At 58.7% G+C, this 13,335-nt stretch carries 8 protein-coding genes; 4 read left to right on the top strand and 4 right to left on the bottom strand.

Going from position 1 to position 13,335, the window contains the following annotated elements; all coding sequences use genetic code 11:
• Nucleotides 1-102: 102 nt before the first annotated feature.
• Together edd and eda are read left to right on the top strand one after the other, a co-directional pair.
• A complete protein-coding gene (gene edd, locus AC07VY_RS13770; RefSeq protein WP_495098192.1) occupies nt 103-1,920 on the top strand; it encodes a phosphogluconate dehydratase in 1,818 nt (605 codons plus the stop codon).
• A complete protein-coding gene (eda, locus tag AC07VY_RS13765; RefSeq protein WP_495074287.1) occupies nt 1,911-2,573 on the top strand; it encodes a bifunctional 4-hydroxy-2-oxoglutarate aldolase/2-dehydro-3-deoxy-phosphogluconate aldolase in 663 nt (220 codons plus the stop codon). Before edd ends, eda begins: the two co-directional genes overlap by 10 nt.
• Before the next feature lie 39 nt (nt 2,574-2,612).
• On the opposite strand, the gene AC07VY_RS13760 is transcribed toward eda, so the two are convergent.
• The 3 genes from AC07VY_RS13760 to AC07VY_RS13750 form a co-directional block, all read right to left on the bottom strand.
• Entirely contained in the window at nt 2,613-3,500 is an 888-nt protein-coding gene (locus AC07VY_RS13760; RefSeq protein ID WP_495098193.1) for a caspase family protein, read from the bottom strand.
• Nucleotides 3,501-3,589: 89 nt separating this feature from the next.
• Nucleotides 3,590-3,997 carry a lactoylglutathione lyase gene (gloA, locus tag AC07VY_RS13755; RefSeq protein ID WP_495074285.1) on the bottom strand — a complete coding sequence of 136 codons (408 nt, stop codon included), beginning with the start codon at nt 3,995-3,997 and terminating at the stop codon, nt 3,590-3,592.
• Nucleotides 3,998-4,268: 271 nt separating this feature from the next.
• Nucleotides 4,269-6,050 (bottom strand): DEAD/DEAH box helicase, encoded by a 1,782-nt coding sequence (locus AC07VY_RS13750; protein ID WP_495074284.1) that lies wholly within the window; start codon nt 6,048-6,050, stop codon nt 4,269-4,271.
• A gap of 247 nt (nt 6,051-6,297) precedes the next feature.
• Here AC07VY_RS13750 and ettA point away from each other — a divergent pair, with 247 nt between their 5' ends.
• Both ettA and AC07VY_RS13740 read left to right on the top strand, forming a co-directional pair.
• On the top strand, nt 6,298-7,959 hold the full coding sequence (ettA, locus tag AC07VY_RS13745) for an energy-dependent translational throttle protein EttA (RefSeq protein ID WP_495074283.1): 1,662 nt from the start codon (nt 6,298-6,300) through the stop codon (nt 7,957-7,959).
• A gap of 33 nt (nt 7,960-7,992) precedes the next feature.
• Entirely contained in the window at nt 7,993-10,140 is a 2,148-nt protein-coding gene (locus AC07VY_RS13740; protein WP_495098194.1) for a DUF1631 family protein, read from the top strand.
• Nucleotides 10,141-10,181: 41 nt separating this feature from the next.
• Here the strand turns inward: AC07VY_RS13740 and AC07VY_RS13735 are convergent, their stop codons facing one another.
• Nucleotides 10,182-13,130: a bifunctional diguanylate cyclase/phosphodiesterase gene (locus AC07VY_RS13735; RefSeq protein ID WP_495119487.1), complete on the bottom strand. Its 2,949-nt coding sequence runs from the start codon at nt 13,128-13,130 to the stop codon at nt 10,182-10,184.
• Nucleotides 13,131-13,335: the final 205 nt, after the last annotated feature.

The following is a 13,335-nucleotide window of genomic DNA, read 5'->3' as shown; positions in this document are numbered from 1 at the left end:
AGGGTTTGCCCTGGGGCGTTCGTAACCCACTGGTAACTGCGGGGCGGTACAAAATTGCAGTTAAGGGGTACCATGGAGGTTGTAATTTTGTTACCAAAAAACATGAAACTCCACCCCACCGTTAGCGCGGTCACAGACCGCATTCGCGCACGCAGCGGGCCTAGTCGCAGCGCGTATCTGGAACGCCTTGAGGCCGCTGCACAGCGCAAGCCCGGTGCCGAACGCATGGGCTGCGCCAACGTGGCCCATGCATTTGCCGGCATGCCGAACAATGACAAGTTCAAGGTGGTTGCCGAAAAAGCGCTGAACATCGGCATCGTGACCGCTTACAACGACATGTTGTCGGCCCACAGCCCGCTGCTCACATACCCGGAGTTGGTCAAGGCCGAAGCCCGCCTGCATGGCGCCACGGCCCAGGTCGCTGGCGGCGTGCCCGCTATGTGCGATGGCGTGACGCAAGGCACGCCGGGAATGGAGTTGAGCCTGTTCAGCCGGGATGTCATTGCCATGGCTACTGCGGTCGCTCTCAGCCACGATATGTTCGATGCCGCCCTGATGCTGGGTGTGTGCGACAAGATCGTGCCAGGCCTGCTGATTGGCGCGCTTCAGTTTGGCCATTTGCCCATGGTTTTTGTGCCTGCGGGGCCGATGCCATCCGGCCTGTCCAACAGCGCCAAATCCAAGGTGCGCGAGCAGGCGGCCCAAGGTTTGGTTGGCCGTGCCGAGCTACTTGAGGCGGAATCTGCCGCCTACCATGCGCCCGGCACCTGCACTTTCTACGGTACCGCTAACAGCAACCAGATGCTGCTGGAAGCCATGGGTCTGCATGTACCCGGCACGGCTTTTGTGGCCCCCGGCGGCGCACTGCGTGATGAACTGACCCGCGAATCGACCCGTACTGTGCTGAGTGCCGTCAAATCCAAACGCTTCGCCCCCATTGGCAAGGTGGTGGACGAGCGCTGCATCGTCAATGCCATGGTAGCTTTGGTGGCCACCGGCGGATCCACCAACCATTTGATTCACTGGGTCGCGGTAGCCGCTTCAGCCGGCATTGTGATCGACTGGGACGACTTCAGCGCATTGTCTGATGTGGTGCCCACGCTCTCGCATGTGTATCCCAACGGCAGTGCCGACGTGAACCAGTTCCAGGCCGCAGGCGGCCCCGGCTTCATCATCCGCGAGCTGCTGGATGCCGGTTTCATGCATGAAGACGTGTTGACGGTGCGCGCCGGTGGTATCCGTGAATACACAGGCGTGCCGGTACTAGCCGGTGACAGCCTGCAGTGGGAACCTACAGGCCCGTCCAAGGACACAAGCATCGTGCGTCCAGCCAGTGCGCCGTTCAGTGCAACAGGTGGTTTGAAGCTGTTGCAGGGCAACTTGGGGCGCAGCGTCATCAAGGCATCCGCCGTGCCGGAAGACCGCTATGTCATCGAAGCGCCGGTGCGCCTGTTTGATTCGCAAGAGGCACTTCATGTGGCCTTCAATGCCGGAGAACTAAACCGGGACGTGGTTTGTGTGGTGCGTTGGCAAGGCCCGAAGGCGAACGGTATGCCAGAGTTGCACAAACTGACGCCACCGCTGGCCGTGCTGCAAGGTAAAGGCTACCGGGTGGCGCTGGTGACCGATGGCCGCATGAGTGGTGCATCGGGCAAAGTGCCCTCGGCCATCCACGTCTCTCCCGAGGCGCTGGCCGGTGGCCCGCTGGCCAAGTTGCTGGATGGCGACGTGGTGCGCCTGGATGCGATTGCTGGCACCCTGCAGGCCCTGGTGCCTGATGATGAATGGGCTGCGCGGCCATTGGCAACCATGCCTGAAGCCTTGCGCGTGGCCAATGGCTTGGGCATGGGCCGTGAATTATTTTCGGGCATGCGTCGCAATGCCCTGACTGCAGAACAAGGAGCTCTCACATGGATGTAAACAAGAACGCAAACGGCCGCTGGACGGCGCGCCAGGTCATGGAAGACGCGCCGGTGATCCCGGTGATCGTGCTGAACGACGTCGCCCATGCCGTGCCGCTGGCGCGCGCCCTGGTGGCGGGCGGCATCCGTATGTTGGAAGTCACGTTGCGCACACCGCAGGCGCTGGAATGCATAGAGCGCATCGCCAAGGAAGTCCCTGAAGCAGTGATCGGTGCGGGCACCATCCGCAGTGCGGCGGATGCGGCAGCAGCGGTCAAGGCAGGCGCCTTGTTTGGCGTCAGCCCGGGCTACACCCGCGCGGTCGGCCAGGCTTGCCGCGATCTGGGCTTGGCACTGTTGCCTGGTGTGGCCACTGGTAGCGAGGTCATGATGGCGCAGGAAGACGGCTTTACCGAGCTGAAGTTTTTCCCTGCCATGCAAGCGGGCGGCCCGGCCATGCTGAAGGCCTGGAGTGGTCCATTTTTTGACGTGAAGTTCTGCCCCACTGGTGGCGTTACCTTGCAGAACGCGCCGGACTTTCTGGCTCTGCCCAACGTCGTGTGCGTCGGCGGCTCGTGGATCGTACCGACGGATGCCATGAAAGCCGGCGACTGGGGGCGCATCACCCAGCTGTGTCTGGACACGGCAGCTTTGAAGAAAAAAGTGGCCTAAACCAGAGAATCAATAAAGCGCCTCCCGAGGCGCTTTTTTTCAGACTGAAAACGGCGTTTGCGCCAGGAACCTGCCCGCTATGCCGAGCGTGAACAGGTTAGGTGACTGTGCGCGGGGCATATTCGCTTTCACGCGGGCGTAGAACTGGCCGTAGTTGCCGATGAAACCACCGTGGTTCCAGACCTTCAATACCTGTTCGGTGAAGGCGCCGTTGTGGTCGCCATCCATCGAAGTCTGGTTGTCCTGGCAACCGGAAATCAATAGCACCGAGGGCTTGAATTTCTTCACGATGGCCGTCAGGCGGCTGCTGGCCGCGACCTGGGCCAGCGCGGTGTCCGGATCAACTGCTGCCGTGCCGGCGGCTTTGGCTACCTCTGTTTGCAACTTGTCATAGAAGGCCTGGTGGTCGCGGTAGACACGCATCGCTACGGCCGTGGGCATGGCGCGTTCTCGCGGTCCGGTTGGCATGGCCCGGGTGACGGAGCCGCTGTGGCAGCTGTCGGACAGCACCAAAATGCGCACGCCCGCAGCGAACTGGCTGAGCTCGAAATACAGCTCGTCGTCGATCAGCTGCCCGTCATACAGGCACCAGGTTTCGTCTTGTTTGTCGGCTTCGTCGCCGTTGGCGTCGGGCACCTGGCCACCGTGGCCCGAGTAGGTAAGGAAGAACAGGTCGCCGGCACGCAGGCTCTTGGCTGCGTTGCGAATTGCCGCCAGGGCTTTGGCGCGCGTGCCATGCCTGGTCAGCAAGACGGTGGACTTCATGCCTTTGGACTTGGCGATGGCCGCCATGTCGTTGGCATCAAACTCGCACGCCGCCAGCGGTCCGGTCCAGCCCGAATAGGCAGCGCCACTGACGGCATTCAGACCGATGTGCAGCGACAGCGCTTTGGCCGCTGCGGGCGTGGTGGTTTTTGGGCTGGCCATGGTGTCCCCCGTGTAGTAGTTGGAGGGGCATATTCCGTCCGCTTGTCTTCAACTGTCAAGCGGCGACGCAGGGCGGGGGAGTGGCTTTGTTACAGACCGGTACCGCCGGCGTGCTCTGCACGTTGGATCAGTTCGATCTTGTAGCCATCGGGGTCGGTCACAAAGGCAATCACGGTGCTGCCGCCTTTGACCGGGCCGGCTTCCCGCGTCACATTACCGCCGGCCGCCTTGATCTTGGCGCAGGCCGCGTAGGCATCGGGCACGCCCAGGGCAATGTGGCCGAACGCTGTACCGGGCTCATAGCTGCTGACGCCGTGGTTGTAGGTTAGCTCGATCTCGGCATGGTCGGGGTTGCTGCCGTAGCCCACGAACGCCAGCGAGTATTTGTATTCGGTGTTCTCGGACGTACGCAGCAGTTGCATGCCCAACACTTGGGTATAGAACTGGATGGAGCGCTGCAAATCGCCAACGCGCAGCATGGTGTGGAGGAGTCTCATCGTGGGGCCTTGTGGTGGAAAAAGGGTAGGGCGCAAATACTACCGGCTTGTTATTTAATGGTGCTATACGGGGTATAGATTTTTTATGAAAAAACAAGCTCTGGCGCAGGTAGCATCTGCGCAAGTGGCTGCAAAAATAATAGCAAATAAAAAAGGCGCATGCCCTGGAGCATGCGCCTTTAGGAGCAGATTTCATCTGCTCTATCTTTTATAGCACTTGCCGCTGGTGCAATCTGCGCTAGAGCCCAAAATCTACTTGGAAATTACCGGCTTAACGGCCGAAAGGGCCGCGCGAACCGCCGCCGGGGCCCCGGGAGCCACCACCGTTGCCGCGACCGCCACCATAACCACCGCCGTTGCCGCCGCCATAGCCTCCACCACCGCCTCCATTACGGTTGCCACCACCAAAGCCGCCGCGGCGACCACGGTCCAACATGCTGTCTACGCTGGTGCGCATGGGGTCGGGTTGACCGCCCTGGGTTGCGCGGGGCGCAGGCGCTTGGCCGCCCATGGAAGCTGAGCGGGTGTGGTCAGGCTGTGCGCCACCACCGTAGCCACCGCCATAACCGCCACCGCCGCTGTAACCGCCGGAGCGTGCGCCGCCGTTGCTACCACCGGGACGCGGGCCCCGGCCACCTTGGGGCGGACGTGCACCTTGTGGACGGGGAGGCGCCATGCCGTCGCCTTGCGGCGCACTGCGTGGGCCACCGCGCGGTCCGTTGCGGCCACCGCCATTGCCAGCGCGCTGGCCACCGTCGCCTTGCGAAGCCTTGTTCTCACGCACGCGTTGCAGCATTTCGGTTCGTGCAGCCTTGGCTGCGGCTTGCATCACGTCACGGCTGGGTGGTTTGCCAGCGCCACCCCAGATGGTCTGGCGGCCCATGGCGATGGGTTCGGCACGTTCGCCGGGCTCGGGCATGAAGCCTTCAATGACTTGCACCGCAATTTCTTGCTTGGTGAAGCGCTCGATGTCTTGCATGAAGCCTTCTTCGTCCAGGCACACCAGATTCACCGCAGCGCCTTCGGCACCCGCGCGGCCGGTACGGCCGATGCGATGCACATAGTCTTCGCAGACGTTCGGGATTTCGTAGTTCACCACGTGCGGCAGGTCATCGATGTCGATACCGCGTGCTGCGATATCGGTAGCTACCAGGGCGCGTACATCGCCGCTCTTGAAGCCTTGCAAGGCTTGGGTACGCGCCGACTGGCTCTTGTTACCATGCAGCGCCATGGCGGTGATGCCATTCTTTTCCAGGAATTCGGCCACATTGTTGGCGCCGAACTTGGTGCGGGTGAACACCAGCACCTGGCTCCACTTGTGTTCCTGGATGATGTGGGCCAGCAGGGCCTTTTTCTTGCCGCGACCGACCGGGTGGATCACCTGGGTGATGCGCTGCACGGTGGTGTTGCGGGGCGTGACCTGCACGCTTTGCGGGTTCTTCAGCAGGGTGGCTGCCAAGTCGCGGATTTCATCGCTGAAGGTGGCGGAGAACAGCAGGCTTTGCTTGTCCTTGGGCACGGCGGCCAGCACCTTCTTCACGTCGTGGATGAAGCCCATGTCGAGCATACGGTCGGCTTCGTCCAGCACCAGGATCTGCACCTGGCCCAGGTCCAGCATGCCTTGCTGCATCAGGTCCAGCAGGCGGCCGGGGGTGGCAACCAGAATGTCCACGCCCTTTTTGACCTTGGTGATTTGCGGGTTCATGCCCACGCCGCCAAACACCACGGTGGAAGTCAGTTCCAGGTATTTGCCATAGGTTTGCACCGATTCCTCGACTTGGGCGGCGAGTTCACGGGTGGGGGTCAGCACCAGGGCGCGGATGCCCTTGCCGCCGAATTTGTTTTGCGCGGGAGCGCTTTCGGTCAGGCGCTGCAGCAGGGGCAGGGTGAACGCTGCGGTTTTGCCGGTGCCGGTTTGCGCGCCGCCCAGCAGATCGTGCCCAGCCAAGACGACCGGAATGGCCTGCGCTTGAATGGGGGTGGGCTCGGTATAGCCTTGCTCTTGCACGGCCTTCAGAATGGCCGGGGCCAGATTCAGTTCTTCAAAGTTCATTTTGTTGCGCCCGTCCTGGGCGCTTGGAAGCCTGGCCTATCGCCCGTACAGTCAACACGGGCACCAATCAAAGGCAGACATTTTTTTAAAAATGGACGCAAAACAAGTCGTTTTGGCCCCCAGCGAAGTGCTGGCGTTGCAGCCAATTGGAATGCCGCAACAGGTAGATTGTCGCATGCTGGGATAATCAGGGTTCGCCCGACTAGTTTCGGCAGATTTTTTTGCACTAACCAGACCTTCAAAACAGATGGCTCAATACGTTTTTTCCATGAACCGCGTCGGCAAGATCGTGCCGCCCAAGCGCCACATTCTTAAAGACATTTCCCTCAGTTTCTTTCCCGGCGCCAAGATCGGCGTGCTGGGTACCAACGGCTCCGGCAAGTCCACCTTGCTGAAGATCATGGCTGGCCTGGACAAGGAAATTGAAGGCGAAGCCATCCCTATGGCCGGCCTGAACATCGGCTATCTGCCGCAAGAACCCCAGTTGGACCCGACCCAGACCGTGCGCGAAAGCGTCGAAGCCGGCATGGGCAAGGTGTTCGCCGCCAAGGCCCGTCTGGAAGAGGTCTATACCGCCTACGGCGAAGAAGACGCCGACTTTGACGCCCTGGCCGCCGAACAGGCCGAGCTGGAGGCCATCATCGCCACCGCCGGCACCGACTCCGAACACCAACTGGAAATCGCCGCCGACGCACTGCGCCTGCCACCCTGGGACGCCAATATCGGCGTGCTGTCCGGTGGTGAAAAGCGCCGCGTAGCGCTGTGCCGACTCTTGCTGAGCAAGCCCGACATGCTGCTGCTCGACGAGCCGACCAATCACTTGGATGCCGAATCGGTGGATTGGCTGGAGCAGTTCCTGCAGCGCTATTCCGGCACCGTGGTGGCCATTACCCATGACCGCTACTTCCTGGACAACGCCGCCGAATGGATTCTGGAACTGGACCGTGGCTCCGGCATTCCCTACAAGGGCAATTACTCCGACTGGCTGACGCAGAAGGGCGCACGCCTGGAAGCCGAACAGAAGGGCGAAGAAGCCCGCGCCAAAGCCTTGAAGAAGGAATTGGAGTGGTCGCGCCAGAACCCCAAAGCCCGCCAAGCCAAGAGCAAGGCCCGCCTGGCCCGCTTCGAAGAACTGAGCGACTTCGAATACCAAAAGCGCAACGAAACCAACGAAATCTTCATCCCCGTGGCTGACCGCCTGGGTAGCCAGGTGATCGAGTTCAAGAACGTCACCAAGTCCTTTGGCGACCGCGTGCTTATCGACAACCTGAGCTTCAACATCCCTGCGGGCGCCATCGTCGGCATCATCGGTCCCAACGGTGCCGGCAAGTCGACGCTGTTCAAACTGATCGCGGGCAAGGAGAAGCCGGATTCGGGTGAAGTGGTGATCGGCTCCACCGTGAAGATGGCTTTCGTCGACCAGCATCGTGATGATTTGTCGAACGAAAAAACCGTCTGGGAAGACGTGTCCGGCGGACTCGACATCCTGAACGTAGGCAAGTTCCAGATGGCCAGCCGCGCCTACTGCGGCCGCTTCAACTTTAACGGTGCAGACCAGCAGAAGAAGGTCGGTATGTTGTCCGGTGGTGAGCGTGGTCGTTTGCACCTGGCCAAGACCCTGATTGCCGGTGGCAACGTGCTGATGCTGGATGAACCGTCGAACGACTTGGACGTGGAAACCTTGCGCGCGCTGGAAGATGCACTGTTGGAATTCGCCGGCACCATGCTGGTCATCTCCCATGACCGCTGGTTTCTGGACCGTATTGCCACCCACATCCTGGCCGCCGAAGGCGACAGCCAGTGGACCTTCTTCGACGGCAACTACCAAGAGTACGAAGCCGACAAGAAGAAGCGCCTGGGCGAGGAGGGTGCCAAGCCCAAGCGTATGCGTTACAAGGCACTGAAGTAAGGTCTGCCCAGCATGACACAGGATGGGCCTTCCGTGTCCATAGACACGCCGGTGTACTCCGAGCCCTACCGCGACGCGCTGGCGTTGGCGGCAAGTAGCGGAAAGCCCATTCTGGCCAGGCTACTGGGTCTGCTCCAGGCAGATCTGGAGCGGCAGCAACTGCATCGTTCGCGAGGGCGTGAGCAAGTGGATGCTGCACTAGACTTGCTGCGCCAGCATGCCGAAACGCTGATTGAGCGCTTTCCCTCGGTACTTTTAAATACGCTCGTAGAACCAAGTCGCACCGTAAAAGCGGCTGCACCGCCGCAGAAAATCCGTTTCGACCAGTTGGAATTGATGGAACAGGATCAGGTCCAAGAGGGGATTGCGTTGGCCCGGATCCAGCAAACCATTCTGTTGGCAGTGGATGCGTCTTTGGTTGAGCTCAATACGTATGTGTGTGCGTCTTTAGGCTTATTGTCTGTGCGCCCAGAACGCAATCCGTTCCGCCCCGAAGTATTCGTGCGCGCCGTACAAACTGTCATGTTGGATTGCGGTGTGCCTTATGCAGTTCAGCTGGATTGGATAGAACATTTCAGCAAGGTGCTGGGCCAAGAACTGGCTCGGCTGTACGTGGCATTAACGAAGCGCTTGCGAGAACTAGGTGTGAGGTCTGTTGGGTTTGCAATTGCACGTACCGCAACAAGCGCACGTGCAACCCACGAAGATCGGGAAGTGGGGCATCTTGGGGGCGCAGCTACGCGACGGCAACATTCCGAGGGGAAAACCAGTCAAAAGCAGCTGGTTTTGACGCTGGACAAGCTGAATCAGCTCTTGGTGGGAGACTTTGAAGAAGAGCAGGGCGCATCAGTCCCATTGCAGCTGACTCCAGATCATTCGGCGGAGTTTTTCGACAGTACACACCCACTTGCGGCCAGCGGGGGCATACCACTCTACAGCGAACAACACCCACATCCAGGTGCGGAAATTGGCCAGGAAGTAGTACGGCTGCTGATCGACAACGTAGCTGGTGACCCGCGATTGCTGGCACCCGTGCAGCAACTCATACGCAGCATGGAACCTTCGCTACTGCGGCTGGCTTTGGTGGACCCGCGGTTTCTGAATGACAAGCAGCACCCGGCCAGGGTTCTTCTGGAGGAGATCACCCGTTTAAGCCAGGCCTATCCCAGCATCCAATCTGCGGGCTATCCCAGTTTCTGGAAGGCTTTGCAAACCTCTGTAGCGCCTCTGCTCTCCGGAAATGTCCAAATCGCGCAGGATGCAGCGCCGTTTGACCAGGCAGTAACAGAGCTGGCCCAGGCTCGGATGCCGGCCAATGCAATGGAGGCCAGCCAGCGTCAGGAGGCAATGGAAGCTTTGCAGCAGGCAGAGCAGCGCAACTTGTTGGCCGAGAAGCTGGCAAAAGACATGGAGCAAAACCCCTTGCTTCGAAACGCCCCCAAGGTGTTGGTGGACTTCCTGTGCGGTCCATGGGCCCAGGTTGCTGCGCATGTCCAGCTACACGATAGAAGCGGGGCCGGCGATCCTGGCATGGTCAATGCGTCGATAGAAACATTAGTGTGGAGTGCACAGCCTGACCTGACGCGCAAGAATATCGGCAAGCTGACCCGTTTGCTACCTAAGCTGTTGCGAAATTTACGGGACGGTCTGGCACTGATCCAGTATCCATCGGCCCAAACGGAGGCGTTCTTTGATGCCTTGTTTGCGCTGCACCAGCAAGCTTTTAAACCGCCAACCAAGTCGCAAGCTGTGCAGACAGTTACCTCTGCGGAGCCGTCGCCCCCGCCAGCCTGGATCGCTCCCGCTGAGGTTGTTGCGACAGGCTTCATGGATGATCTGCCAACCGTGCCTACGACGGCGGAGATTCAGCCGGAAAACACAGAAACAGAAAGTGTTCAGACACCTGCGCAAGCTCTGGCCATGGCGATTGGTGATTGGGTCGAAGTACTGGCGCAGGGCGCGTGGATTCGAACACAGCTGACTTGGGCCACGCCCCATGGAACCATGTTCCTTTTCACAGATGCCCAGGGCCATTGCCTATCCATGAGCAAGCGCAACTATGACAAACGCATGCACGACGGAAGCATGCGTGTGGTGAAGGCGCAGATGGTCGTTGATGAAGCGATGGATGCCATTGTTCAGCTAGCGATGCGCAACAGTATTGACAATATTTTGATTTGAAAGCCCGAACCGTAGACTATCAAGCCGCCGTTAGGCTGGCTTCAAAAAGCCGTTAGGCTGGCTTCAAAATCTGCAATAGAGACGGGACGACCAAACAAGTAGCCCTGGTAGGCATCACAGCACTCGGCTTCTAGAAAGTGTTGCTGCTCCCGGGTTTCCACGCCCTCCGCGATCACACTCAAACCCAAACTATGGCCCAGTGTAATGACGGTGCGGGCAATGGCGGCGTCTTTGGGGTTGGTCAACAGGTCTTGCACAAACGACTGGTCAATTTTCAACTGGTCCAGCGGCAGGCGCTTCAAATAGGTCAGTGATGAATAGCCGGTGCCGAAGTCATCCAGCGAAAACCCCACGCCATGGACTTTAAGCGCGTGCATTTTGTCAGTGGTTTCTTCTACGTTATCCACCAACAGGCTTTCGGTCAGCTCTAGTTTCAACATGTGAGCTGGCGCACCGGTGGTCTGCAATATGTGCAGAACGGACTCCACAAAATCGGCTTGCCGAAACTGCCGAGCGCTAACGTTGACAGCCAGGCTGAGCGCTTGAGTACGTGGGTTTTGGCTCCAGCGTTGCAGCTGCATACATGCGGTATGTAAAACCCAATGGCCAAGGGGTAATATCAGTCCGGAATCTTCGACCAAGGGAATGAATTCAGCCGGGGATATATTGCCTTTTTGCGGGTGAGGCCAGCGTAACAAAGCTTCTGCGCCTACAACGTGCCCTTGCCCATCTACCTGTGCCTGGTAATGCAGTACAAACTGTTGCTGTGCCAAACCTCGGCGTATGTCGGCCTCCAGCCTCACACGGGCATTTACGACAGCCTGCATTTGTGGATCGTAAAAACGGAGTGTGTTGCGTCCTGCTGATTTGGCCTGGTACATGGCCAAATCAGCTTGCTTGAGAAGCTCGTCCGTGCTGTCCTGGTGGCCAAAGTACAGTGTCACACCCATACTGGCAAAAATCTGATGTTCGTGCGACCCCAGCTGGTAGGGTTGGCTGATGGATTGCAGAATTTTTTCACCTACGGCTTCGGCGTGCGCTGCCGCTTCGGCGTTGTAGCTGCTGAGCTGGGTCAGTAGTACCACGAACTCATCACCGCCCAGGCGTGCAACCGTATCGATTTCGCGCACGCATTCGGTCAATCGGGTGGCGACCTGCTGCAATAGCTGGTCGCCCACATCGTGCCCCAATGTGTCGTTGAGGGTTTTGAAGTTGTCCAGGTCAATTACTTGCAGCGCGCCGCATCTGCCATTGCGAACACCCAAGCCCATTGCCTGGCGCAACCTGTCCAACAATAGGCGCCGATTCGGCAGGTGGGTGAGGGGATCATAGAAGGCCAGCTTGTTGATCTCTTCTTCGGCCGCTTTGCGCTGCGTAATGTCGTTGAAGGTGTTGACGAAATGGGTAATCTTGCCGTTTTTGCCGTACACGGCGGTCACTGTCCGTGAGTCTGGGTAAACATCGCCATTTTTGCGTTTGTTCCACACGTCACCACGCCAGTTTCCGGTGGCTTCCACCGTATCCCACATGTTTTGGTAAAAGGCCCTGTCGTGTCGGCCTGAATTGAGAATGTGCAGGCTTTTACCTACAGCCTCTTGCTCGGTATAGCCAGTAATTTGGGTGAATGCAGGGTTGCAACGCAATATCTGGCGCTGTGCATCCGTAATCGCCATACCATCCTGGGCGTTGAAGGCCGTTGCCGCAATACGCAAATCCAGCTCGGCTTGCATGCGTAGCGTGATATTGCGAGCCAAGACAATGAATCGGGGCTCGGCATTGCCGGTAACGTCTTTGCGTGCAACCGAAACTTCAAACCACAAAACGTTGTGCATCAACTGGAGCTCGAACTGGCCGCCTTCCGAGTTTCCGTATAGCCGGGCTTCTTCCAGTCCCGCTGCAATGACCTTGCCAGCATCGACAGGTAAGGCTTGCATCACGTTTTTACCTAAAAATTGCTCCAGAGGAATATCGGGCAATAAAGAGCGGGGCAGGCGGCAATCGTGTACGGTGCCGTCTGGGCCTAATTCAAACAATAGATCGGGAATGGCGTCCAGCGTCGCTTCCAATTTGGTTTGCGTAGCTGAAATTTCTTGGGTGCGGGCAACGACCTGGGCTTCCAAGTTTTGTTCTTGGCGTTTGAGTTGAAGCATTAGTTGAGCTCCCCAGGCCAGCGTGGTGCTGAACAACAAACCTAGTGCAATTTCAAACGCCAAAGCCCCACTATCACCCCAGCCGTTGATTGGTGTGGCACTGAGTACCCACCGTCCATTGGGCACTAGGATGTTGCGGTCCACCGGATCATGCAAGAACTGGTTACCCGCGGCCGTGATACTTTGTTTTTGATGGGTATCTGGATGGGTGCGCCACAACTCATACGCAATACCTTGCTCCTGCAATTGGGCAATGCCGCTGCTGTCCAGGGCTTCGGGGACACGAATTACGACAGAGATAAATCCCCAAAAATGGTCTTTGTGTGGAGTCGTTAGCGTAGGAGCCGGCAAATACACCGGTAGTCGACCCACAAGCCCCAAGCCACCTTGCACCAAATTAAGCGGGCCGGCCAATGTCAATTCGCGAGCTGCAATCGCACGCGCTGCTTCCTTGCCTTGTAGGGGATCTTCAAGTTGATTGAACCCCATTACCGCCTCGTTTCCTGCCAGAGGCACCACGCGGCTGACAACGCCTCCGGGTGACAGGCTGAACATGGTGACACCGGGGTAAAGGTGCAGCATTTCGCCAGCCACACCCTCAAAGTTCGAGAATTCCCCTCCGGCCTGGTGCACCATGGCAGACAAGGCATAAGCACTGGACAAAGCCCGTTCTATGGTCGCCTGGATTGCATGGGTTCGGTCCGCTACAACACTGTCCACATGGGTGCGCTGGCTTTGAATGCGGCGTTGCTCCAAGTTCCATATCAGCAGAGCCGCCGCGACGGCGGTCAGCATAAACACCGCAAAGCCGAGCAACCTGATAGGTATGGTGCGCAGCAAGCGTGTGGGGTACGTAATCTTCATGACGCAAGGCGTAGTTATAGTTCTAATTCTTGTGAATAGGAGTCTGGCAGCGCCGACTATATCGCCTGGCTAAGTGCTGTTGCAGGGACGAGCAGGTACTCTAAGGCAACGCTGAACAAGCCTCTTCAAAATAGGCCCATGCATCTACCAGGGTCCGATTTCGGCCACTTGGGCGTTCAGT

Source organism: Rhodoferax sp. GW821-FHT02C08, assembly GCF_059421805.1.
The sequence above is the reverse complement of the archived record's forward strand: the minus strand, read 5'-3'. Positions and strand labels throughout refer to the sequence as shown.

Excerpts from the sequence above, each read along its gene's own strand:
- edd (WP_495098192.1), top strand. The coding sequence starts at position 103 with ATGAAACTCCACCCCACCGTTAGCGCGGTCACAGACCGCATTCGCGCA.
- eda (WP_495074287.1), top strand. The coding sequence starts at position 1,911 with ATGGATGTAAACAAGAACGCAAACGGCCGCTGGACGGCGCGCCAGGTC.
- AC07VY_RS13760 (WP_495098193.1), bottom strand. The coding sequence starts at position 3,500 with ATGGCCAGCCCAAAAACCACCACGCCCGCAGCGGCCAAAGCGCTGTCG.
- gloA (WP_495074285.1), bottom strand. The coding sequence starts at position 3,997 with ATGAGACTCCTCCACACCATGCTGCGCGTTGGCGATTTGCAGCGCTCC.
- AC07VY_RS13750 (WP_495074284.1), bottom strand. The coding sequence starts at position 6,050 with ATGAACTTTGAAGAACTGAATCTGGCCCCGGCCATTCTGAAGGCCGTG.
- ettA (WP_495074283.1), top strand. The coding sequence starts at position 6,298 with ATGGCTCAATACGTTTTTTCCATGAACCGCGTCGGCAAGATCGTGCCG.